The organism is Corallococcus sp. AB038B, assembly GCF_003668955.1.
GTDB lineage: Bacteria > Myxococcota > Myxococcia > Myxococcales > Myxococcaceae > Corallococcus > Corallococcus exiguus.
Map to the genome: position 1 here is coordinate 495,939 of NZ_RAWO01000002.1, position 22,684 is coordinate 518,622.

At 71.2% G+C, this 22,684-nt stretch carries 17 protein-coding genes; 16 read left to right on the forward strand and 1 reads right to left on the reverse strand.

Annotated features, from left to right (window positions below; genetic code table 11):
- Window positions 1-55 precede the first annotated feature (55 nt).
- The 14 genes from D7Y04_RS13180 to D7Y04_RS13245 all read left to right on the forward strand — a co-directional run bounded on the left by D7Y04_RS13180 (window position 56) and on the right by D7Y04_RS13245 (window position 16,258).
- A complete protein-coding gene (locus tag D7Y04_RS13180; protein WP_120565707.1) occupies window positions 56-703 on the forward strand; it encodes an RNA polymerase sigma factor in 648 nt (215 codons plus the stop codon).
- On the forward strand, window positions 700-2,136 hold the full coding sequence (locus D7Y04_RS13185; protein ID WP_121759558.1) for an anti-sigma factor: 1,437 nt from the start codon (window positions 700-702) through the stop codon (window positions 2,134-2,136). Before D7Y04_RS13180 ends, D7Y04_RS13185 begins: the two co-directional genes overlap by 4 nt.
- A 60-nt stretch (window positions 2,137-2,196) precedes the next feature.
- A complete protein-coding gene (locus D7Y04_RS13190; protein ID WP_120580964.1) occupies window positions 2,197-2,457 on the forward strand; it encodes a hypothetical protein in 261 nt (86 codons plus the stop codon).
- Window positions 2,458-2,689: 232 nt separating this feature from the next.
- Window positions 2,690-3,508 carry a Flp pilus assembly protein CpaB gene (gene cpaB / locus D7Y04_RS13195; protein WP_120565598.1) on the forward strand — a complete coding sequence of 273 codons (819 nt, stop codon included), beginning with the start codon at window positions 2,690-2,692 and terminating at the stop codon, window positions 3,506-3,508.
- Between the two features lie 78 nt (window positions 3,509-3,586).
- Window positions 3,587-4,432: a type II secretion system F family protein gene (locus D7Y04_RS13200; protein ID WP_120580963.1), complete on the forward strand. Its 846-nt coding sequence runs from the start codon at window positions 3,587-3,589 to the stop codon at window positions 4,430-4,432.
- A 13-nt stretch (window positions 4,433-4,445) separates the two neighbouring features.
- Window positions 4,446-5,336, forward strand: coding sequence for a type II secretion system F family protein (locus D7Y04_RS13205; RefSeq protein ID WP_120580962.1), 891 nt, complete (start codon window positions 4,446-4,448; stop codon window positions 5,334-5,336).
- A 73-nt stretch (window positions 5,337-5,409) separates the two neighbouring features.
- A complete protein-coding gene (locus D7Y04_RS45605) occupies window positions 5,410-8,490 on the forward strand; it encodes an FHA domain-containing protein (protein ID WP_233601391.1) in 3,081 nt (1,026 codons plus the stop codon).
- Between the two features lie 36 nt (window positions 8,491-8,526).
- Complete coding sequence (locus D7Y04_RS13215; RefSeq protein ID WP_233601392.1) at window positions 8,527-10,266, forward strand: FHA domain-containing protein; 1,740 nt, start codon at window positions 8,527-8,529, stop codon at window positions 10,264-10,266.
- Window positions 10,263-11,993, forward strand: a complete 1,731-nt coding sequence (gene xseA / locus D7Y04_RS13220; RefSeq protein ID WP_121759560.1) for an exodeoxyribonuclease VII large subunit — start codon at window positions 10,263-10,265, stop codon at window positions 11,991-11,993. The genes D7Y04_RS13215 and xseA overlap by 4 nt, the downstream gene beginning before the upstream one ends.
- Window positions 11,994-12,034: 41 nt before the next feature.
- Window positions 12,035-12,373, forward strand: a complete 339-nt coding sequence (xseB, locus tag D7Y04_RS13225; protein ID WP_120598232.1) for an exodeoxyribonuclease VII small subunit — start codon at window positions 12,035-12,037, stop codon at window positions 12,371-12,373.
- A 27-nt stretch (window positions 12,374-12,400) separates the two neighbouring features.
- A complete protein-coding gene (locus D7Y04_RS13230; protein WP_014397650.1) occupies window positions 12,401-12,790 on the forward strand; it encodes a PleD family two-component system response regulator in 390 nt (129 codons plus the stop codon).
- A 5-nt stretch (window positions 12,791-12,795) separates the two neighbouring features.
- A complete protein-coding gene (locus D7Y04_RS13235; RefSeq protein WP_120598233.1) occupies window positions 12,796-13,689 on the forward strand; it encodes a polyprenyl synthetase family protein in 894 nt (297 codons plus the stop codon).
- Window positions 13,689-15,521, forward strand: coding sequence for a 1-deoxy-D-xylulose-5-phosphate synthase (locus D7Y04_RS13240; protein WP_121759561.1), 1,833 nt, complete (start codon window positions 13,689-13,691; stop codon window positions 15,519-15,521). The genes D7Y04_RS13235 and D7Y04_RS13240 overlap by 1 nt, the downstream gene beginning before the upstream one ends.
- The gene (locus D7Y04_RS13245; RefSeq protein WP_121759562.1) at window positions 15,518-16,258 is read left to right on the forward strand and encodes a TlyA family RNA methyltransferase; all 741 of its coding nucleotides are present in this window, start codon (window positions 15,518-15,520) and stop codon (window positions 16,256-16,258) included. Before D7Y04_RS13240 ends, D7Y04_RS13245 begins: the two co-directional genes overlap by 4 nt.
- 9 nt (window positions 16,259-16,267) lie before the next feature.
- Here D7Y04_RS13245 and D7Y04_RS13250 read toward each other — a convergent pair whose 3' ends face one another.
- The gene (locus D7Y04_RS13250; RefSeq protein WP_121759563.1) at window positions 16,268-17,830 is read right to left on the reverse strand and encodes a hypothetical protein; all 1,563 of its coding nucleotides are present in this window, start codon (window positions 17,828-17,830) and stop codon (window positions 16,268-16,270) included.
- Between the two features lie 457 nt (window positions 17,831-18,287).
- On the opposite strand from D7Y04_RS13250, the gene D7Y04_RS13255 reads away from it, so the two are divergent.
- Window positions 18,288-20,786 carry an ATP-binding protein gene (locus D7Y04_RS13255; protein ID WP_120598238.1) on the forward strand — a complete coding sequence of 833 codons (2,499 nt, stop codon included), beginning with the start codon at window positions 18,288-18,290 and terminating at the stop codon, window positions 20,784-20,786.
- Between the two features lie 5 nt (window positions 20,787-20,791).
- The gene (locus D7Y04_RS13260) at window positions 20,792-22,678 is read left to right on the forward strand and encodes a tetratricopeptide repeat protein (protein ID WP_368666416.1); all 1,887 of its coding nucleotides are present in this window, start codon (window positions 20,792-20,794) and stop codon (window positions 22,676-22,678) included.
- Window positions 22,679-22,684: the final 6 nt, after the last annotated feature.

Sequence of the window (22,684 nt, forward strand, 5' to 3'; positions counted from 1 at the left end):
GCACGGCTGTCCGTTACAGGCCGTGGGCGGTGAAGGGGATGGCACCCGTGGCTTCATGGGCACTGGGGGAAGTTTGGCACCCGAAACCTCAGACGAGCAGCTGATGCTCGCCTTCCAGGCGGGAAACGCGCGTGCGTTCGATGCGTTGGTGCGCAAGCACCGCGCGCCGGTGTTCAACTTCATCCTGCGCTTCGTAGGGCACAGGGCGCGGGCGGAGGACGTGCTGCAGGAGACCTGGCTCAAGGTGGTCCGCAGCGCCCGGGAATACGAGCCGAAGGCCCGGTTCACGACCTGGCTGTACACCATCGCGAGGAACCTCTGCGTGGACAGCACGCGCAAAGAGAGCTACCGCCAGACGACGTCCCTGGAAGCCCCCTCGGCAGGTGCCGACGGCGACGAGGGACGTCCGTTGGGCGAGGGGCTGCCGGATGCCGGGGCCAGCCCGGAGCGCGGCGCGCACAACGCCCGCCTCCGGCCCCTGCTGGAGCGGGCCCTGTCCGCCCTGCCGGAGGAGCAGCGCGAGGTGTTCGTGCTGCGCGAGTACAGCGGCATCCCGTTCAAGGAGATCGCCGAGGTAACAGGCGTGTCCGAGAACACGGTGAAGAGCCGCATGCGCTACGCGCTGGAGGGCCTGCGCCGCCGCCTGGGTGAGCTGGGCGTGGACGGCGACCTGTCGGAGGATGGAAGGACGGTGGCGGGATGAATGCCCAGAATGCCCACGCGCACGAGGACCGGCTCCTCGACTTCGCCTATGGCGAACTGCCTGCGTCGGAGGCCCATGTGCTGGAGCAGCACGTCCAGGGCTGTGCGCGCTGCACGAAGGCGCTGGCGGACATCCGCGGCGTGCGCACCACCATGGCGCAGCTGTCGTCGGAGCCCGCGCCGGACGCGGGCCTGGAGTCGCTGCTCGCGTACGCGCAGCAGTCCGCGCGCCGAGCCGCCGCAGGCCCCGAGCCGAAGCCCTCGCGCTGGCGCCGCTTCCTGCTGCCCGCGGTGGGCCTGGCCACGGTGGGCACCTTCGGCCTCCTGACGTTGACGGTGAGCGAGAACCTGGACCTGGCGCCGAACCTGTCGCAGCGGGTCGCACCCAGCCCGACGATGGCGGCGGCGAAGCAGGAGTCGCCGACGCGCGAGAGGAACGCCCCGAGCTCCCTGGCCCCCGCGCCGTCGACCGCGACCCTCGAAGTGGACGTGCCCGAGGGTGCCTCGGACGAACTGGCGGCCGCGCCCGCGCCGGACGTGACGAAGAACCAGGTGGAGGCCAAGGTGCAGCGCAAGGGCACCGCCGCGGCGCGTCCGTCCGACTGGATGAACGCGGGCAGTGGTGGCGCGATGCTGGAGCGCCGCGCGGAAGCCGAGGCTCCCAAGAAGAAGATGTCCAAGGCCGTCCGGGACGCGGACGACGACTTCGCCGCGCTCTCGCAGGCGACGGCCGGGGTGGCCGAGCAGGAGGCGCCTCCGAAGGAAGAGCAGGCCAACGACGGCTACCTCGCGAAGGATGAGCCCGCGGCACGGCGTTCCTCGGGAAAGCTCAGCGACAAGGCCATGGGCGCGAAGGGCGACTCGCTGCGGCTGGGCGAGGCGGCCTATGGCCGTGGGCTCATGACGGAGGATGACGACCAGGCCGTGGCCGCGGGCGCGGCTCCGCCGCCTCCTGCCGTGGCCTCCGCGCCCGTGGTCCAGGCCGTGCCCAAGGCCCCCTCCGCCGTGGGCTCCATCGGCGGTGCGACGCCTCCGTCCACGCCCAAGCCGGAGTCCCCCCAGGCCCAGGCCGCGAAGCCGGCTCCCATGGAGAAGTCCGCCTCCAAGGAGGCGATGACGGCGCGCGACCTGTCCGCCCAGGCCCAGGCCGCGGCGAACCAGGGTGACCGCGCCCGGGAGGCCCAGCTGCTGCGCGCCGCGCTCGCGGCTGGAGCCAGCGGCAGTGAGCGGCTGGCCCTGCTCTCACGGCTCTGCGAGTCCGAGTCCGTCCAGGGACGGACCCGGGAGGCTGCCGCCATCTGCGGGCAGATCATCAACGAGGCCCCCGGCTCCAGCGCGGCGCAGCTGGCCCAGCGCCGCATGCGTCAGGCCTCGCCCGCCACGGCTCCGGAGTCTGCTCCGGCCAGTGCCGCCCCTTCCCAGCCCGCGCAGTAGGGGAGGGCGGCAGTCCACATGACCGATGCGTCCGGGGCCTGGGTCCTGGATAATAGGAGCATGACGTCGGACGTGCACGCTCCCCCCGTGAACAGCCCCCGGAAGTCACCGCCGCGCTCCCCGCGCCGGGCCCGCCGTGGCCAGGCCATGGTGGAGTACTCGATGATCAACTGGGTGTTGATCGTCGGGCTCGTCGTCGGCGCCACGGTGAAGATCCGCTGGACGGACGACCGGCAGACCAACGTCATCGACCTGTTCCTCGAGGCGTACCAGATCTATTACGACTCGTTTTACTTCGTGCTGAACCTGCCTTTCCCCTGAGGGACGGAAGGCCGCGGATCAACTCACTGCGTCGAGCCGTCCTCCCCCCTGGGCGGACAGGCTCCGCGAGCTCCGGCAGTCCCGGGATTCCGCTTTGTCACGAGAGGTGGTTTTGACACCTGCTCTGGGGCATGGCTAACATCTTGCCTCGTTCGCGCCCTGGCATCGCCCCCTCGTCCAAAGCAGTCCTGCCGCCACGACGGCGCCCCACCGTTCTGGAGGACTTTGAACCATGTTGAAGGGTAAGACCCCACTCGTCGTCGCACTGGTGCTCGGTTTGCTCGCGGGCATCGTGGCCTACTCGGCCATCAAGAAGAAGGAATCCGATGTGCGCCGCGGGTGGAACCTGGTTCCCGTGGTGGTGGCGGGCCAGGACATGCCCGAGGGCTCGGTCATCACGTACGAGATGATCTCCCAGCGCTCGGTGCCGGAGCAGTTCGTCACCTCGTCGGTGGTGAAGCCGGACTCCGCCAACTACATCGTGAACCAGAAGGTGCTGGTGGCGCTGCAGGCCGGCGACCCCATCCTCTGGAGCCAGTTCGAGACGACGAAGGCCGCCGAGCGCCTGTCCACGAAGGTGCAGAAGAAGGCGCGCGCCATCACCATCGAGGCGAAGCAGACCACGTCCGTGGGCGGGTGGATTCGCCCGAACGACCACGTGGACATCATCGGCACGTTCCGCGATCCGCAGACGGACGAGAGCGTCGCGGTGACGCTGCTGCAGAACATCATCGTGGTCGCCACGGGTAAGATCACCGGCACCACGAACATCAACCTCATCCCGGAGAACCAGCGCGAGTACTCCAACGTCTCGCTGATGGTGCTGCCGGAAGAGGCGGAGATCCTGGTGCTGGCGGCGGAACTGGGCCAGCTGACGTTGTCCCTGCGCAACGAGGACGACGTGGACCTCATCGAGGAGCGTGGCCGCGCGACCATCAGCACGCTGCTCTCCGGTGAACGCACCCGTGTGCTGGAGCAGAAGCGCCGGGAGATCATCCAGATCATCAAGGGCAGTGGCGGCGGCGAGAAGGCCTCGGCCGGCTCTCCGTAGTCCTGCGCGCGGGGCCGCTTCGCTCACGGCTGAAGCGGCCCTGCCGACCCCTCCCTCATCCCCCGGGGATTCGCGCCCATGCTCGCAGGTATCGTCCTCCTTCTCGTCACCGGCTCGGTGTTCTTTTTCAGCCTGGTGATCTTCAGCGTCCTGTCGAAGGCGTATGAGCAGTACCAGGAGCGGTACGTCGCCAAGTCGATGAACGACTTGAGCGACATGTTCCTCTTCATCGACGCGCGGCAGATGTTGATCCTCAACATCGCCTGCATGTGCCTCCTGGGCATCCTCAGCTACATCGTCTTCAACCCCATCCTCGCGGTGCTCGCGACCATCTTCGGCTTCTTCCTGCCGATGCTGCTCGTGAAGCACTACCGCAAGCGCCGCATCAAGAAGTTCAACGTGCAGTTGGTGGACGCGCTGCAGGCCATGGCCAACGCGTTCAAGGCGGGCCTCACGTTCCCCCAGGCCATTGAGCACGTGGCGCGCGAAGCGATGCCGCCCCTGTCCCAGGAGTTCGGCCTCTTCGTGAAGGAAGTGAAGCTGGGCGTGCCGCTGGAAGAAGCGCTCGTCAACATGGGCAAGCGCGTGGGCAGCGACGACCTGGAGCTGGTGGTGGTGTCCACCAACATCGCGCGCCAGCTGGGCGGCAACATGGCGGAGATGTTCGAGACCATCTCCACGGTGATCCGCGAGCGCTTCCGTCTGGAAGGCAAGATCGACGCGCTGACCTCCCAGGGCAAGCTTCAAGGGTGGATCGTCGCGGCCATGCCGGCGGTGCTGGGCATGGTTCTCAACTACATGCGTCCGGACCTGATGGAGCCGATGATGAACCACATCTTCGGCTACATCCTGGTGACCATCATCGCCATCATGGAGATCATGGGCATCCTCATCATCCGGCGCATCGTCAACATCGACATCTGAAACGAGGCGCACCGTGCAGGAAGTCCTGACATTTCTGCTGATGGGCGGCTCGGCACTGCTGACCGCGGGCGCGGTGGCGTTCCTGGGCATCGGCCTGTACTCCAACCTCCTGGAGCGCTTCCTCACGGAAGTCCGCGACGAGTCCGCGGGCGGCATGAAGGGCGCTGGCTCCGTCGCCGTCCGCAAGCTGGGCTCGATGAACCGGCGCTTCATGTGGCCGGGCTACGAGTCCAAGACGCGCCGCAAGCTGATCAAGGCGGGCGAGCCGTCGCAGTACAAGCCCGAGGACATCATGGCGCTTCAGGAGATCAGCGCCTTCTTCGCGCTCCTGGCCGGCCTGTTCGTCGTCAACGGCATGGGCATGAACCTGGCCTGGTCGCTGCTGGTGATGCTGCTGGGCCTGTTCTATCCGCTCATCTGGTTGAACGATCAGGTGAAGCGCCGTCACCTGGCCATCAGCCGCGCGCTTCCGTACAACCTGGACCTGCTGACGCTGTCGGTGGAAGCGGGCATGGACTTCACGGGCGCGCTGGCGAAGGTGGTGGAGAAGGGCCGCCAGGGTCCGCTGCGTGAAGAGCTGCAGCTGGTGCTCAAGCAGCTCAAGATGGGCAAGACGCGTGAAGAGGGGCTCAAGAGCATGATCGTGCGCGTGGACCTGCCGTCGCTGACGACGTTTGTCACGGCGCTGATCCAGGCGGACAAGATGGGTACGAGCCTGGGCAAGGTGCTGCGCATCCAGTCCACGCAGATGCGCATCGACCGCACGCAGCGCGCCGAGAAGCTGGCGGGCGAGGCGCCGGTGAAGATGCTCTTCCCGCTCATCGCCTGCATCTTCCCGACGGTGTTCATGGTGCTCTTCGGGCCCATCGTGTTCCAGTTCATGTTCGGCAACGTCGGGGGCTAGTCCTCTGCCCATCCTGCTCACCATCACCCAGGGGCTCCAGGTCGGACGGGAGCTCGCCTTCGAGCAGGCCGAAGTGAAGATCGGCCGGACCTCGGAGAACGACCTGGTGCTGCATGACCACGGTGTCTCCCGGCGTCATGCCCGCATCACGGCGAGGGATGGGCGCTACTTCGCCGCGGACGTTGGCAGCGCGAACGGCACGCAGCTGAACGGCCAGCCGCTGGCCGGCGAGAAGCAGCTGCGCGACGGCGACCGCATCACCGTGGGGCCCGTGGAGTTCACCTTCGTGTGGATGCCGCCGGAGGATGACGACGACGTCACCCGGCCCATCCGGCGGGTGCTCGCGCCGCCCCACGCGAACGTGTCGCCGCAGGGCTTGGGGCAGGCCTCGCTCGCGGAGATCGAAGCGGCGCCCACGAGCTACCAGCAGTCGATGCCGGCCATGGCCCGGCCTGCATCCCCGCCGCGCCCGGGAATGGCGGTGCCCGCTGCGAAGGGTGGGGCGACCCCGGCGATGCCGGTGCCGGCCGCCACACCGAAGCGGCCCTCCGCTCCGGATCTGCCGGCGGTCACTGCCCCCGCGCCGGGTGCGGCCGCGCAGGTCCGGCCTCCACCGGGGCCTGCGCTCAGCGCTTCCGCGCCGGGTGCGGCGGCTCCGCCCAAGCCTTCCGCCGGGCCTCCTGTGCTGGGAGCTTCCTCGCCGGCATCCGCTGCGCCGGCTCGGCCTGCACCTGGAGCGCCCGTGCAGGGAGCTGCCGTGACGGGTGCGGCGACTCCGCCCAGGCCTCCTCCGGGTCCGCCTGCGCTGGGTGCCTCCGCGTCGGCTGCTTCGGGCAAGGTTCCCGCCGCGCCTCCTGTGTTGGGGCCTTCGGCGCCGGGCGCGACCGCGCCTGCCAGGACTCCCGCCGGGCCCCCGGTGTTGGGTCCTGCTGCTTCGGGCGCGGGTGCGCCGGCCAAGGCTCCTGCTGGCCCCCCGGTGCTGAGCGCTCCGGCCGTGAACAAGGCTCCGGGACCTTCCGCCTCCGTCCGGGCCTCCGGGCCGGGACTGTCAGCGGTCGGTGCCTCGGGACCGGGCAGGTCGTCCGCGCTGGAGGCTGCCCCGGCCCCCTCGCACCCCACCGCGCTCGAACATCCCGCGGCTGGAGTTCCTGCCTCGACTGCGACCTCCTCGCAGGGGAAGGCCGCCGCTTCAGCTCCTGCCGAGCCCGCGGCTCCCGCCAAGCGGAACGGCGTCGCGAACCTGCCTGGTGTCGGCGCGCCCGCGCTGAACCGTCCCTCGCTGGGGCTTGGCGCCGCGCGCGCGTCCGCTGCTCCAGTGTCCCGGGGCGCCGCGGCTTCCGCGCCTGGACTGCCGTTGATGTCGCCGCCGGGGCTCATGGCTCCGCCGCCTCCGGCTCGGCCTTCCGTCGTACCGCCTCCCGTGGATCTGGCCCCCGTGGTGCCGGATGAACCCGAGGAGCGCACGCTGATGGCGATCCCCACGGCGGACGCACCCGCCGCGGCGCTGTCTCCCGTACTGCCGCTCCCGGAGCTGGACGAGCCCGAGGAGCGCACGCTGATGGCGATCTCCACGGTGGACTCGCTCGTGCCCGCCGTGGTGCCGCCCCCCGTGCTGTCGCTCCCGGAGCTGGACGAGCCCGAGGAGCGCACGCTGATGGCGATTCCGGCGACCCCGGAAGCGCCTCCCCTGGAAGAGTCGGCGCCGCCACCGGCGGCCTTGCCCGCGCTGCCTCCGCCGATGATGGAGGAGCCCGAGGAGCGGACCGTTCTCGACCTCCGGCCCATCACTCCGGTCAGTCCGCTCGTGGCCCCTCCGGTGCGCGTCGCGAGCGCTCCCGTCCCCGCGCCCGACTCCAGCGAGCCCTCGACCTTCGTCGGCCAGGACGATGACCTCTACGCGGCCCCCGAGGAGACCCGGGCTTCGGGGACCTTCACGGGCCAGGTTGCCCCCGCCCCCGTGGCGCCTCCGCCGGCCTCGAGCCCTCCCGTCCCGCCGCCATCGCCGGAGCCGGTGACGTTCGTCGGCCGGGACCGGGCCGCGCCTGCCCCGACCCTGGACCCCGGCCCGCTGCCGGGCGAGTTCCCACTGGCCCCCGTGCCCTCCGCGGACGTGGAGGGGGATGCCACCCAGCCCGTGCCGGCCGACCTGGAAGACTCCTTCGTCCAGCCCGTGCCCAACGGCCCGGTGACGGTCGTCGCGAAGGTCGAGCCCTCGTCCGCCGCCGACAAGGCTCGTCAACGGCGTCAGCTGGGCAAGTCACTCCAGGGCCGGTTCATCCTCTTCTGGAAGCGCCAGTCGCTGCCCAAGCGGATCGCCTTCGCGTCGCTGGCGGGCGTGGCCGTGCTGTGCGTGGTGACGCTGCTCGTGGCGCTCGCGGTCCCCACGGCCATCCGGCTCCCGGGCAGCGAACCCTTCAAGCTGGGCATGGAGCCGGTGACGGACTCCTTCGGCCTGGGCGACGGCGTGCGCTGGGTCCACGCCGACGACAAGCTCTTCGACTTCCGCTTCGTGTCCCCCACGCGCGCCGTGGCGGTGCTGCACTACCAGGCCAGCAGCATCGCCCGGGACGAGGTCAACCTGTCCCTCAACGGCGTGTCCCTGGGCTGGGTGCCCCCGGACACTGCGCAGACGGCCGAGCGTGAGCTGGAGCAGATCCTCCCGCCCAGCCTCCTGCGGCGCAACGCCAACAACCAGATCCTCTTCGACAACGCCCTCAACCCGCCCGGCCGCGACCCGTGGCGCATCTGGAACCTGCGGCTGGAGATCATCCCGGTGCCGGAGGCGCCGCCGGATCAGCTGGTCGCCTCCGCCCGGGAGGCCGCGACGGCGGGGGCCCGCTTCTACGAGCTCAAGGATGTGGGCGCGGAGAACCTGTTCAAGGCGTGGCGGGAATACCGCGCCGCTTGGATCACCCTGGAAGCGCTGGACGACAAGCCGGAGCTTTACGAGGACGTCCGGGAGCGGATTGCCCAGATTTCAATGGAGCTGGACCACCGCTGCAGCCAGCTGATGATGCAGTTCCAGCGGGCGGTTCAGTTCCGCAGCCGACGGGATGCGGTCGCGACCCTGGAAGACGTACGGAGACGCTTCCCTACGGCTGAGCATCGCTGCCACAATCTCGCGCAGGAAAAAGCCTATGAGCACGAGCTTTAGGGCCCGTGCCCCCCTCAGCAGGACGCGGTGACCGCCATGTCGAACGCACCTCCCCCCGCCCGCCGACGGCCTACGTCCGGTACGCCCTCCTCCGGGAGCGGATCGCGCGCGCCGGTCCGCCGGTCGACCGCCGGTGCCGCCGCGGCCCGCCCCGCGAAGCTCGTCGTCGTCGCCGGCCCCATGGAGGGTGAGGAGTTCGCGCTCTCCGAGCTCGAGTACACGGTCGGCCGCTCCGCCGACAACCCCATCTGCATCCAGGACACGTCCGTCTCCCGCAAGCACGTGACGCTGCGCAAGGAGTCCTCGGGCTGGATGGTCAGTGACATGGGCTCCGGCAACGGAACCATCCTCAACGGCGAGCCCATCGCCGAGGAGACGCTCCTCGCCAACGGCGACGTCATCACGCTGGGCGACTCGGAGCTGCGTTACGAGGACACCGCCAACAGCACCGCGAAGGTGCAGGCCCCCACCGGCTCCCGGCCCCGTCCGTCCACGGCGGCGGGCCGAGCTCCCACGGCCGTGCCCACGCGTCCCGCCCGGGAGGGCCGTGCGCGCCCGCAGACGTCGCGCGCCGCCGCCGCCGCGGAGCTCACGCCGGAAGCGCAGCGCAAGCGCATGCGGATGAAGCTCGCGGGCGTCGCCGTGCTGGTGGTGCTCTTCGCGGGCCTGGGCGTCGCGCGCTCGCGCATGCGGCAGCAGGCGGAGGAGCAGGGCCGCATCGAGGCGGAGCAGCGTGAGTACCGCGCGCAACTGGGCGGCCTCTTCCAGGAGGCCAAGAACCTGGTGCGCGAGGGCCAGTGGGAGCAGGCCAAGGCGAAGCTGGAGGAGCTCCACACGCGGGCGTCGGACTACCCCGGCGTGGAGGACTACCTGAAGGCCGCGGACCGGGAGATTCCCAACCAGAAACACCTGAGCGCGGCCCAGGCGGCGTTGACCAAGGGCGAGCTGGCCAGCGCGAAGGCGTCCATCGATAAGGTGACCAGCGACACCCAGCAGTACGAGCAGCTGAAGACGGCGCGCAAGAACCTGCTGGACGCCGCCGACACGCGCACGAAGGAGGCCAAGGGGCTCCTGGACACCCGCCAGCTGGATAACGTGCAGAAGGCCAAGGCCATCACCGACGACGTGCTCGCGACCTTCCCCGAGCACCGCGACGGCAAGCTGGTCAACGACGACGCCGCGCGTGTCATCGCGGACCTGACGCGTCCGGACCCCGTGCGCGTGGCCGCGGCGCCCAAGCCGTGGGAGCCCGCGGTGGAGCGCTTCCGCGACGGTGACATCACCGGCGCGGTGGCCATCCTCAACGCGTGCGCCGGCAAGACGTCCCAGTGCAAGCAGGTGATGGGACAGGTGACGGAGTTCGGCAACCTCTACAAGAAGCTGGAGGATCTGGACGCGAAGGGCCTGACCCGGCTGCTCGCGCTGGACAAGGACATCACCGACGGGCGCGGCAGCAAGATGGGGCGCAACGCGGGCACCCGCGCGGGAACCATCTATTACAAGAGCGCCGCGGGCGCGAAGGCCGCCGGCCAGTGGTCGCGCGCCATGGAGTTCGCCCGCCGCGCGCTCCAGGCGGACCCCAACCACACGGGCGCCGCCAATATCGTCAACGACCTCAAGGGCAAGGCGAAGGACCTGTACATGCAGGCCTACTCCATCAAGGACTCCAGCCCGGAGGACGCGCTGCCCAAGTTCCGCGACGTCGTCGCGATGACGCCGCCTGACGACGAGCTGCACGGCAAGGCCCAGGGCTGGGTCGAGAAGCTGTCGCGATGAAGAAGCGCAAGGGGCTGGAGCCGCCTCCGGCCGATGAGCCGGGGCAGGGCGACCTGTTCGGCACGTCGCTGCTACCCCCCTTGCGTCCCGCACCGGCGAAGGCCGCCAGCGGAGGCAAGACGCCTCCTGCCCCCCCGGCTCCCCTGGCTCCTTCGACCGCGCCGGTGGCTGAAATCGCTCCGCCGCCTCCGGCCGCCGTCACCCCGCCGCCGCGCCCGGAGCGCACGGTGTTGTCGGTGGGCGAGCTCACCCGGCAGATCAAGCAGACGGTGGAGACGCGCTTCCCGCGCGTGATGGTTCGCGGTGAGGTGTCCAGCTTCCGGGGCGCCAACGCGCGCGGCCACTGGTACTTCACGCTCAAGGACGCGGACGCCTCCATCGACGCGAAGGTGTGGGCGTCCATGGCGGGGCGGATCCGCTTCGCGCTGCGCGACGGCATGGAGGTGGTGGCCGAGGGCAGCGTGGACCTGTACGAGCCGCAGGGCCGCTACAGCCTCATCGTGTCCCGGCTGGAGCCGGTGGGCGAGGGCGCGCTGGCGCTCGCGTTCGAGCAGCTCAAGCAGCGGCTGGCGGCGGAGGGGCTCATCGGCGACCGGCGCGTGCGGCCGCCCCGGCCCGTGCCGTTCCTGCCCCGGCGCATCGGCGTCGTCACCAGCCGCACCGGCGCGGCACTCCAGGACTTCCTGCGCGTGCTGCACTCGCGCAACCCCCGGCTGGGCGTGCTGCTGGCGGACGCGCGCGTGCAGGGTGAGGGCGCCGCGGAGGACGTGGCGCGGGCCATCGAGCGGCTTTCGCGCACCGACGTGGACGTCATCGTCGTGACGCGCGGCGGAGGCTCCGTGGAGGACCTCTGGACGTTCAACGAGGAGCGGGTGGCGCGCGCCATCTTCGCCTCGCCGGTGCCGGTGGTGTCCGCCATCGGCCACGAAATCGACTTCACCATTTCGGACTTCGTCGCGGACCTGCGCGCGCCCACGCCCAGCGCGGCGGCGGAGCGGCTGGCGCCGGTGCTGGCCGACCTGGAGCTGACGCTGGCCACGCAGTCCGGCCGCTTGCGCCGGGCCATGGAGCGCCGGGTGCTGGAGCTGCGTCAGAGCCAGGGCCAGCTTCGCGCGCGGCTGCCGGACCCTCGCCGCGAGGTGAACCACCAGCGCCTGCACCTGTCCGAACAGGTGGAGGCGATGATGCGCGTCCTGCGCCCGCGCGCGCGCGAGCACCGGGAGACGCTGCGAGCCCTGCAGGAGCGGCTGCAGCGGGCGCGGCCCCAGACGCGGCTGTCGGAACAGCGGGCCCACCTGCTCAAGCTGGCCATGCGCCTGTCGGAGGCAGCACGCGCGGGCGTCACCCGTCGGCGGGGCGCGCTGGCGGACGCGCGGCTGGGGCTGGAGCGGCAATCCCCTACGGCGCGGGTGGCGGCCGAGCGGGCGAAGGTGGCCCAGACGCGCTCGCGGCTCCTGGAGCTGCAGCGGGGCATGCTGGCGACCGCGCAGACGCACTTCGGACGGTTGGGGGGCCGCCTGGACGCCCTGAGCCCCCTGAAGGTGATGTCTCGCGGCTATGCGGTGACGTTCCGCCAGCGGGACGGCGTCGTGGTGCGCTCCACGGCGGACGTGGTGGTGGGGGACGTGCTGGGCATCAAGCTGGCGGCCCACGGGGCGAAAACCCTGGGCGGGTGTGAAGAAATCGAAGCCACCGTTACCAGCCTGAAAGGCCCGGTGGACTGCTAGCGGGCCACCCTCTACATTCCGCGCCCCGCTCGGGGAGGTGGATGGCCGTGGCGAAGTCGGACAAGAACCCCAAGGTGGAGCCCGCTCCGGAGCAGTACGGAGACGTGGTGTCGCGCTTGGAAGACACAGTGGCGCGGCTGGAAAGCGGCGACCTGTCGTTGGAAGAGTCGCTCAAGGCGTTCGAGGAGGGCATCCGCCTCGTCCGCCGGGGTGAGAAGCTGCTCACGGAGGCCGAGCAGCGAATCGAACAGCTGCTGGTGGACGAGGACGGCCAGGACGTGGCGGCGCCGCTGGCGGTGGCGGCCCGGCCCGCTCCGCAGGCTGCCCCCCGGACGAGCGCGCAGGCGCGTCCGCCACCGGAGGACGATGTCCCGTTCTAGGTATCAGGGGAAGGGTGGAGGCCGGGCATGTCGAAGCCGAAGATTACAATTGTCGATGACGACCGCGACACGCGCGAGCTGCTCGCCGAGGCCCTGGGGGCCGAGGGGTTCGAGGTCATGTCCGCGGCCAATGGCCTGCGGCTCGTCGCGTCGCTGGAGCTGCACCGGCCGCACGCCATCCTCCTGGACGTGAACATGTCCTGGATCAACGGCTTCGAGCTGTGTCAGGCCGTGAAGCAGAACAAGCAGTTCCGGGACATCCCCATCATCTTCATCAGCGGGCGGGGAGACCCGGAGGACAAGCGGCGAGGCATGGAGGTCGGCGCGGCCGACTACTTCGTGAAGCCGCTGGAGCTGGACGCGCTCGTCAAGCGCATCCGCGAACTCATCCCCGCCGACGTGGCGAAGGAGCCCTGACGACGATGGCCGCTTTCAACCTGGACCCCTTCATGCGCACCCAGCAGTCGCGGGTGGAGGCGCTCCTGCTCGAACGCGCGGACCGCCTGGGTCCCGCGGGCACGCCGCCCCGGCTGGCGGAGTCCATGCGCTACTCGCTGCTCGCGGGGGGCAAGCGCCTGCGCCCGGTGCTGTGCCTGGCCTTCGCGGACGCGGTGTCCAAGTCGAGCACCGACGCCGCCGTCGTGGCGGACGCGGCCTGCGCGCTGGAGTACGTACACACCTATTCGCTGGTGCACGACGACCTGCCCTCCCTGGACAACGACGACCTGCGCCGGGGCCTGCCCACGAACCACAAGGTCTACGGCGAGCCGGTGGCGCTGCTGGCCGGGGACGGGCTGTTGACGGAGGCCTTCAACGTGCTCGCCTCCGGACCGGAGCCGGTGCGCGGCCTCCTGTGCGCGGAGCTGGCGCGCGCGGCGGGCGCGAGCGGGATGGTGGGCGGGCAGGCGCTGGACATCGCGGCGGACCGGGCCGCGGCTTTGGATTACCTCCTGCGGTTGCACCGGATGAAGACGGGCGCGCTCATCCTCGCGGCGTGCCGGATGGGCGTCCTGGCGGCCGGTGGCGACGCGGCGGCGCTCGCCAGCGCGGTGACGTACGGTGAGGCGGTGGGCCTGGCCTTCCAGATTGCCGACGACGTGCTGGACGTGACCTCCAGCGCGGAGGCCATGGGCAAGCCGGTGGGCGCGGACGCGGAGGCCGGGCGCTTCACCTTCCCGGCGGTGGTGGGGCTGGACGAGTCCCGCCGCATGGCAGACGAGCTGGTGGCCCGCGCGGAGGCGGCGGTGCGTCCGCTGGAGGGCGTGGACGGTCCGCTGGCGGCGCTGGCGCGCTACTCGGTGGAGCGGAAGTCCTGATGGCGGACGTGCTGTCCGGTGTCGCGTCTCCCGCGGATGTGCGCGCGCTCCCCGAGGACGCGCTGCCCGGCCTGTGCGAGGCGCTGCGCGAGGCCATCATCACCACCTGCGGCCGCGTCGGAGGCCACCTGGGCGCGTCGCTGGGCGCGGTCGAGTTGGTCGTGGCCCTGCACCGCGTCTTCCACACGCCGCAGGACGCGCTCCTCTTCGACGTGGGGCACCAAGCATACGCGCACAAGCTGCTCACCGGCCGGCGCGACCGGATGCACACGCTGCGGCAGGCGGACGGCATCGCGCCGTTCCTGGATCCGCGGGAGAGCCACCACGACGCGCTGGCGGCCGGGCATGCGTGCACGGCCATCTCCGCGGCGCTGGGCCTGCTCTCCGGCCGGCGGCAGCTGGGGCACTCGGGCCACGTGGTGGCGGTGGTGGGCGACGGCGCGCTCACCGGCGGCCTGAGTTTCGAGGGTCTCAACAACGCGGGGGGGAGCCCGCTGCCGCTCGTGGTGGTGCTCAACGACAACCAGATGTCCATCAGCGCGAACGTGGGCGCCATCCCCGCGCTCCTGCGCACGCGCAACGCCCGCGCCTTCTTCGAATCGCTGGGCTTCACCTACCTGGGCCCGGTGGACGGGCACGACCTGGGCGCGCTCACGCGGGTGCTGCGCGAGGCGAAGGCGTCATCGCGTCCGGTGGTGGTGCACGCGCTGACGAAGAAGGGGCGCGGCTTCCCGCCTGCCGAAGCCGACGAGCAGACGCGCGGCCACGCGATGGGGCCGTACGAGTGGCGCGACGGAAAGCTGGTGCGCTCGCGCGGGGGACGGCCCACGTACAGCGAGGCCTTCGCCCAGGTGTTGGGTGATGCGCTGGAGCGCGACCCGCGCGTGGTGGCCGTGACGCCCGCGATGCTGGAGGGCAGCGCGCTCACCGGCTTGAAGGCGCGCTTCCCGGACCGAGTGCACGACGTGGGCATCGCGGAGCAGCACGCGGTGACGTTCTGCGCGGGGCTCGCCGCGGCGGGCGCGAAGCCGGTGTGCGTCATCTACTCCACCTTCCTCCAGCGCGCGTACGACCAGGTGGTCCACGACGTGTGCCTGCCGGGGTTGCCCGTCGTCTTCGCGGTGGACCGGGCGGGGCTCGTGGGCGCGGACGGCGCCACACACCAGGGCGCCTACGACGTGTCCTTCCTCCGGCCGCTGCCGGGCCTCACGCAGTGGGCTCCGGTGGTGGGTGAGGACCTGGGGCCCATGCTCGCCACCGCGCTCCAGGCCTCCGGGCCCTCCGTGCTGCGCTTCCCGCGCGGCACTCTGCCGGACCTGCCGCCGGAGCTGGCGCAGGACGGGACCGAGGCGTCGGCGCACGACGCGCGCGCTGGCGCGGAGGGGGGCAAGAGCTCCACGGCCTCGCGGCTGACACCGGCCGCGCTCCCCATGCCGGGCGCCCGCTGGCTGAAGCGTGTGCCCGGCTCACGGCTGACCTTGGTGACGCTGGGCCCGCTGGGCCTGTCCGCGCTGGAGGCCGTGCGGAGCGAACCGGACTGGAGCGTGCTGGACGCGCGCCGGGCGTGGCCCTTGGATGAAGCCGCGCTGCTGGAGGCCGCGGCGGGCGGGCACGTGGTGGTGGCGGAGGAGGGCACCGTCCGGGGCGGCCTGGGCAGCGCGGTGCTGGAGCTGTACGCCGCGTCGGGCGTATCCCCCCGCGTGACGCTCCTGGGCATGCCGGATGTCTTCCTGCCGCACGGAGACGCGCGGGTGCAGCGCACGCAGCTGGGACTGGATGCGGCGGGCCTGCTGCGCGCGGGCCGTGCGCTGCTGGGAGAGGAGAACCGGTGAAGCCGAAGAAGGAACGCCTGGACGTGCTGGTGGTGGAGCGCGGGCTCGCCGAGTCGCGTACCAAGGCCCAGGCGCTCATCCTCGCCGGCCAGGTGGTAGTGGCGGACCAGCGTGTGGACAAGCCCGGCTCCCTCGTGCCGGTGGAGGCCGAGCTGCGCCTCAAGGGCGAGGTGATGCCGTACGTGTCGCGCGGCGGCCTCAAGCTGAAGGGGGCCATGGACCGCTTCGGCCTGGACGTGACGGGCCGCGTGGGCGCGGACATCGGCGCCAGCACGGGCGGCTTCACCGACTGCCTGCTCCAGCACGGCGCGGTGCGGGTGCACGCCATCGACGTGGGCTACGGCCAGCTGCACGAGAAGCTGCGCGTGGATCCGCGCGTGCGCTCCCGCGAGCGGGTCAACGCGCGCTACCTCACGGACGAGGACCTGCCGGAGAAGGTAGGCGTGGTCGTCATCGACGTGAGCTTCATCTCGCTCACCCAGGTGCTGCCGTCGGTGCTGCCGTTCCTCTCACCGGGCGGGCTGCTCATCGCCCTGGTGAAGCCCCAGTTCGAGGTGGGCCCGGAGCGGGTGGGCAAGGGCGGCGTGGTGCGCGACCCGCAAGCGCGTCAGGACGCCATCGACACCGTGACGGCCTTCGTGCGCGAGCACGGGCTCAGCGTGCGCGGGTTGATGGACTCGCCTGTGCCTGGGCCCGCCGGCAACGTGGAAGCGCTCCTCGTCGCCGACAGGCCCTGAGGCCCGCCGTCACGGCTTGACGGCGCGGTACTCGGGCAGCGTGAGGGCCTGGACCAGGTTGTTGCCCACGCGCATCCACAGCCGCCCGCTGTCATCCACGGAGCAGGACAGGCTGCTGGAGACCTCGTAGCGGAACAGCTCGCCCTGTTCGGCGGAGTCCACCGCGACGATCTCCTGGGGCAGGGCGCCCGCCACGTTCGGGCCGGTGAGCAGGTAGAACTCCGCGCTCGTCGGCTGGCCCAGCTGCACCTGGAGGATGCGCAGCTGCCCGGACGCGTCCACGGACGTGCCGCCCTTGTTCATGACGAGGCCGCTCGTCGAGTTCAGGAACCACACGCGCTGGTCGCCAATGGCCGCCACCTTCGCGCCGCCATTGAACGGCAGCAGGAAGCGGATGGGCACCGGGAAGGTGGTGCTGGACCACCGGTACGCGTTGCCCTCGCAGCCCGCGGCCTCCGTGGAGCAGGCCTCGATGCGCGACTGGTTGTTGTTGAAGTCGAAGGACATGAAGAGCGTGGAGCCATCCACGCTGAACGACGCGGGCGGCGGCGCGCTGATGAGGCCGTTGTACTGGTAGATGATGCGCGTGCTCACCGGCTGGAGGTCCTGGCTCGTGGCGTTCGCGTCCAGGGTGGCGACCTCGATCTGCAAGGCGGGCCCGCCGCCACCCGCGGTGTTCGGATAGGCCACCAGCACCTGCTGGCCCTTCTCCTTGGGCGGGGTGATGGGCTGCAGCGGCGCGTTCTCGAACATCCACTGGAAGGAGCCGCCGGACGACGTGTGCTTGAGGCGCGACACCGTGTAGAGGTCGTTCACCAGCGCGTCGCCGTTGGCCATCACCGACAGCTGCTGCAGCTTGTACGTGGCCGCGGTGCGGCCGGAGGTGGCGAAGTTGGAGTCCACCGCCACGGCGCCCGAGCCCGGCGTCCACACCCACCGCTTGCCACTCGTCGAGTTGATGCTGGTGATGACGGTGGAGGAGCTGCACGGGATGCCCAGCTCCACCGAGTTGCGCACCACGCCCGCGGAGTCCACGCGGAAGAGCGTGCCGGAGCCCGTGGTGGGGTTGCCGCACCCGATGAAGGCGACGCTGGTGCCGCTGCCCTCGGCGATGAAGAAGTCCGTCACCACCTGGCCGTTGGGGTCCGGATCCTTGATGACCTTCGTCACCGGCAGGAACGTGGCCGCCTGAGGCTGGGACGAATTCGTCCGGCCGTCCGAGCACGTCGCCCGCGCGTTGAGCGACAGGCTCACGGCGAGGCCGCGGGTGTACTTGATCTCATTCGAGGCCAGCTCGAAGTCCATGGACCCGCTGGTGTAGGGCACGGTCTTCAGGAACGTGTCCTTGTCGTAGATGTCCACCCGCGACACGGCGTCACACCCGGACACGATGACCCGCACCGTCAGCGACGGGGCCGCCGTGTTGGGCTGCGGCACGGTGAGGGTCACCGTCGGCGGGTCCGGAGTGGGAGCCGGCTTCTCACCACCACAGGCGGCGAACACGGAAGCGCAGAAGGTCAGCGAGGCCAGGAAGGCCCGCGGCGCGAACGGGCGCGAAGGGACGGAGTGCATGGTTTCGCACTCTACCGCGCTCCCCCGGGAAGCGGGCGGGGCCACGTCCCTACCGCGCCCATCCCCCGGAATCCTGATCGCGAGAGCCCTGAAAACCCTCGCCGGCGCCTGTCTGCCCACCCTGCCTCCGGCCGGACGACGAGGGTGGTGTTGGAAGAAAGTGACAGTCTGACTGTTTTCGTGGGATTCCACCGCTACAAGGGGTGGGCGAGCGGTTTCCGGTCATCGGACCGTCACGCGCGTGCGGGATTCCGGAGGAAGAACACCGGTCCGGGGTATACGTCGCGCGCCTTTTCCCACCCCTCTTGCTTGAGGAGAGCCCCGTTCAACCGCTGGCCCGCGGACGGGTTAGACGGCATGATCCGGAATCGACCATGACCCCTTTCGCACCCAACGGGTTTTCGCGACGTCGTTCCCAGTCTGGGCGGGGCGGAGGCGCGCCGTGAGGATCGAGATGTTGTCGTCTGAGCAGCGGGGGCGGGTGCTGGTGCTCGCGGCCAAGGCCGCGGGTGACGCGTTGGTGGAGCGGCTCACGGCGAGTGGCTACCAGTGCGCCTCCACGGAACGGGAGACCGGGCTGGCGGAGATGGTGGATCAGCTCCAGCCGGAGGTGGTGCTCCTGGCGGTGACGGCCAAGCGGGCCGCGGAGCTGCTGGAGACGGTGCGCAAGACGGACAAGCTCCAGCGTCTGCCGGTGCTGGTGGATCAGGGCCGCGCGCGCTCGGCGGAGGCCTTCAAGCGGCTGGCGGTGGACGACTTCGTGCGCGGCGCCGACGAACTGGTGCCCCGGCTGGAGTCCGCCCTGCGCGCCTGGAGGCTCAAGGAGCGCGAGGAGCGCATCCGGATGCGCATGGGGATGCTGCTCGAAATCACCCAGGCGGCCACCAGCTCGCTGGAGCTGGAGGAGATCCTCCGCATCGCGGTGGAGAAGGTCGGCCAGGTGACGGGCACGGACCGCTGCTCCGTGGTGCTGGTGGAGGGCAGCCACGCGCGCACGGCCACGGTCGTCGCGACGCAGGAGGACCCCAGCCTCGTCCAGCTGGACATCGAGGTGGCGCGCTACCCGGAGCTGCGCCGCGCGCTGGAGACGCGGCAGCCCGTCCTGATTGAAGAGGCGCAGCGCGACCCGCTGATGGCGGAGGTGCGCACGTCGCTGCTCCCGCAGGGCGTGAAGTCCATCCTGGTGCAGCCGCTCATCTGCCAGGACGACCTGCTGGGCGCGCTCTTCCTGCGCGTGTCCAAGGGCGAGGCGTCCATCGGGCGCGACGAGCAGGAGTTCGCGGAGGCGGTGGCGGGCGTGCTCGCCAACTCCATCCGCAACGCGCGTCTGCACACGGCGGTGAAGAAGAAGCGCGAGGACCTGGAGCTGGCGTACGTGGAGCGCTATCGCGAGCTCAACGACGCGAACCGCCGCCTGAAGGAACTCAACCGCCTCAAGGATGAGATCATCGCGGTGTGCAGCCACGACCTGCGCGCGCCGCTCCAGGTGCTCCTGGGGCACGGCCGGCTGCTCTTGGAAGGGCCGCTGGAGACGCAGCAGAAGCAGTCCGCGGAGGCGATGATCCGCCAGGGCCGGAAGATCCTCACCCTGGTCGAGTCCCTGCTGGAGAAGGGCAAGGGCGAGGCGGCGCGGCTGTCCATCGAGCCCCGTGTGCTGGACGTGGCGCAGCTGTGCCGCGACGCCGTGGCGGAGCTGGAGATTCTCGCGGCGGAGAAGGCCGTGTCGCTGCGCTCCGAGTGCCCCGACAGCCTGATGCTGATTGGCGACGAGGTGAAGCTGCACGAGGTGCTGCAGAACCTCATCAGCAACGCCATCCAGCACGCCAGCGACCCGGGCGTGGTGGTGGTGCGCACGCAGCGGCTATCGCGGCCGGACGGCGACGCGGTGCGGGTCATGGTGAGCGACAACGGGGTGGGCATTCCCCCGGACGAGCTGCACCTCGTCTTCGACCGCTACCGCCACGGGCCCAAGGGCACGGGGCTGGGGCTGGCCATCTGCAAGGAGTTCGTGGAGCTGCACGGCGGTGAAATCTGGGCGGAGAGCCCGGCCGACGGCGGCTGCACCTTCGTCTTCACGCTGCCCCTGGCGCAGGAGGCCGCGCGCAACCCCCGGCCGCAGCCCGCGCCCGGCTCCGCGCCCGAGCAGCCGCGCGTGCTGGTGGTGGAGGACGAGCCGGAAATCGCGGCGGTGCTGTCGGAGGTGCTGCGCTCGAAGTACCGCGTGGAGGTCGCTCGCGACGGCGCGGAGGGCCTGGCGAAGGCACGCGCTTCACGGCCGGACCTGGTGGTGATGGACGTGTTCCTGCCCAAGCTGGACGGCCTGGATGCGGCCATGGCGCTCAAGTCCTCGTCGGACACGGCGCACATCCCGGTCATCCTCCTGTCCGCCCACCAGGGCGTGGCCGACAAGGTCCGCGCGCTCAACCTGGGCGCGGTGGACTACATGGCCAAGCCCTTCAACGCAGTGGAGCTGCTCAACCGCACCGAGCGCGCCCTCAAGCTGAGCCGGGGTGAGAAGGATCAGCAGGACAAGACGAACTCGCTGCAGCGGCGCACCGGCAGCGATCCGGTGACGGGCCTGCTCGACCGCCGCGGCCTGCTCCTGCGCTTGGAGCAGGAGGTGGCCCGCAGCCGGCGCTACCACCGCGCCCTCACGCTGGCGGTGCTGCGTCCGGACCGCGAGCTGGAGGCCATGCCGCCCAACATGGCGGAGGTGATGCGCAAGCGCGTGCGCCACCCGGACTCCATCGCCCATCTGGGGCTGGGCGTCTTCGCGGTGGTGCTGCCCGAGTGCAACGCGGACGCGGCGCGCACGGTCATCAACCGCCTGATGCCGGACGTGGAGAACGTGACCTCCATCGAGTACCGGGCCGCCATGGCGGACGTCAGCCAGGACAGCGATCCGGTGGAGAAGCTGCTGGAGAAGCTGGGAGCGCCGCCTCCCGAGGTCCACTAGCCCGCGTGCGCCCGCTCCCGCTCCTCAGCCGTGCCGCCGTGATGTGCCTCGCGCTGGCCGCCGGAGGTTCGGGGGCCGCGCCCGCGAGGAAGGCCCCGGCCCCGCACGTCGACCGCGAGGCGATGCGCGAGGCAATGGATTCGAGCGACCGCGACGACGAGCCGTCCGCGTCGTCCGCCAGCTACGCGCACTACCTCCAGGCGCGGCTGATGCACCTGGAGGGCAACCACCGGGCCTCGGTGGACGAGCTGCGGCTGGCGCTCGCCACCGACGACGGCAACCCGACCCTCCTCACCCAGCTGGGCGAGGAGTACGCGCGCCTGGGTGACCTGGAGCGCGCCGAACGCGAACTTCGCCGGGCCGTGGAGAAGGCCCCCACGCACTACGCCGCCCACGTGCTCCTGGGCCGGGTGTTGCTGGAGTCCGGCCGCACGGTGCGCGCGAAGCAGCACCTGCGCCGCGCGGTGGCCCTGCGTCCCCGGGAGCCGGAGGCGTACCTCGTCCTGTCGCAGCTGTACCTGGACGCGAAGGCCCCCGACGATGCGGTGAAGGTGGTGGAGTCGCTGGCCCACGCGCTGCCGGGAGAGGCCTCCGGCTACCGGCGGCTGGGGCTCGTGCTGGCCGAGCGCGGCGACGCGGCCCGCGCCGAGCGCCTGCTCGCGAAGGCCTCCGAGCGCGACCCGGGCGACGTGGAGGTGTGGTCCACGCTGGCCCGTCTCTACGAGGACTCCGGCCGTCCGAAGGAGGCGGAGGACGCGCTGGCCCGCGCGCTGGAGGCGGATCCGGACAGCCGCGAGGTGCTGCTGTCCGCGGGCCGTGCCGCGCTGAAGGGCGGGTCGGCGACCCGGGCGCGGGCCTACTTCGACCGGCTGCTGTCGCTCTCCGCGTCGCCGGAGCTGGCCGTGCGGGTGGCCTTCAGCTACCTGTCCTCCGGAGAGTCCGCCGCCGCGAAGGAGGTGCTGGACGCCGCGCGCAAGGACGCGCCGGACGAGCCCCGTCTCGCGTACTACGCGGGCCTCGTCGCGGAGCGCACGCGCCGCTTCGCCGTCGCCGCCGCGGACTTCGCGGGCGTGCCCCCGGACTCGGAGGTGTTCCCCGACGCCCGCGTGCGCCAGGCCCGCTGTCTGTCGCTGACGGGAGACCATCCTCGCGCGCTGGTGCTCTACCGCATGGCCATGTCGGAAGCGCCCGACGACGTGGAGGTGCGCGTCGGCTACGCCCGGGCGCTGGAGCGGAGCGGGGACGCGGCGCGAGCGGAAGGCGTGCTGCGCGAGGCGCTGGCGGGGGAGGGTGGGGCGCTGGCGTACGACGCGCTGGCCAGCCTGCTGGAGCGCCAGGGCCGGGCTCCGGACGCGCTCGCGCTCTTGAGGGACGCCGTCGCGAAGACGCCGAGGAACCAGGACCTGCAGTTCGCCCTGGCCACCCTGCTGGATCGTCAGGGCGACGTGGCCGGAGCGCTGTCGCGCATGCGGGGGGTGCTCGCGCTGAAGCCGGACCATTCCGCCGCGCTGAACTTCATGGGTTACGTGATGGCGCAGCGGGGCCGGGACCTGGACGAGGCGGAGCGGCTGGTGCGCCGCGCGCTGGCGCTCCGGCCGGACAACGGGGCCTACGTGGACTCGCTGGGGTGGGTCCTCTTCCAGCGCGGCGACGCGAAGAAGGCCGTGGAGGTCCTGGAGCGCGCAGTGGAGCTGGCCCCGGACGACCCCGCCATCCTGGAGCACCTGGGGGACGCGTACCTCAAGGCAGGCCGCGCCCCGGAGGCCGTCCTGACCTGGAAGCGCGCGCTGGAGGTGCTGACGCTGGAGCCGGAGGCCGCCGAGCCCGCGGACCAGCGCACCACCCTGGAGCGCAAGTTGAAGGCGCTACCCTCGACCGCGCCGGGCCGCTAAGGTCCC

Coding starts and splice junctions, on each gene's coding strand:
- D7Y04_RS13215 (WP_233601392.1), top strand. CDS start 8,527: ATGTCGAACGCACCTCCCCCCGCCCGCCGACGGCCTACGTCCGGTACG.
- D7Y04_RS13185 (WP_121759558.1), top strand. CDS start 700: ATGAATGCCCAGAATGCCCACGCGCACGAGGACCGGCTCCTCGACTTC.
- xseB (WP_120598232.1), top strand. CDS start 12,035: ATGGCCGTGGCGAAGTCGGACAAGAACCCCAAGGTGGAGCCCGCTCCG.
- D7Y04_RS13240 (WP_121759561.1), top strand. CDS start 13,689: ATGGCGGACGTGCTGTCCGGTGTCGCGTCTCCCGCGGATGTGCGCGCG.
- D7Y04_RS13180 (WP_120565707.1), top strand. CDS start 56: ATGGGCACTGGGGGAAGTTTGGCACCCGAAACCTCAGACGAGCAGCTG.
- xseA (WP_121759560.1), top strand. CDS start 10,263: ATGAAGAAGCGCAAGGGGCTGGAGCCGCCTCCGGCCGATGAGCCGGGG.
- cpaB (WP_120565598.1), top strand. CDS start 2,690: ATGTTGAAGGGTAAGACCCCACTCGTCGTCGCACTGGTGCTCGGTTTG.
- D7Y04_RS13230 (WP_014397650.1), top strand. CDS start 12,401: ATGTCGAAGCCGAAGATTACAATTGTCGATGACGACCGCGACACGCGC.
- D7Y04_RS13200 (WP_120580963.1), top strand. CDS start 3,587: ATGCTCGCAGGTATCGTCCTCCTTCTCGTCACCGGCTCGGTGTTCTTT.
- D7Y04_RS13235 (WP_120598233.1), top strand. CDS start 12,796: ATGGCCGCTTTCAACCTGGACCCCTTCATGCGCACCCAGCAGTCGCGG.
- D7Y04_RS13190 (WP_120580964.1), top strand. CDS start 2,197: ATGACGTCGGACGTGCACGCTCCCCCCGTGAACAGCCCCCGGAAGTCA.
- D7Y04_RS13250 (WP_121759563.1), bottom strand. CDS start 17,830: ATGCACTCCGTCCCTTCGCGCCCGTTCGCGCCGCGGGCCTTCCTGGCC.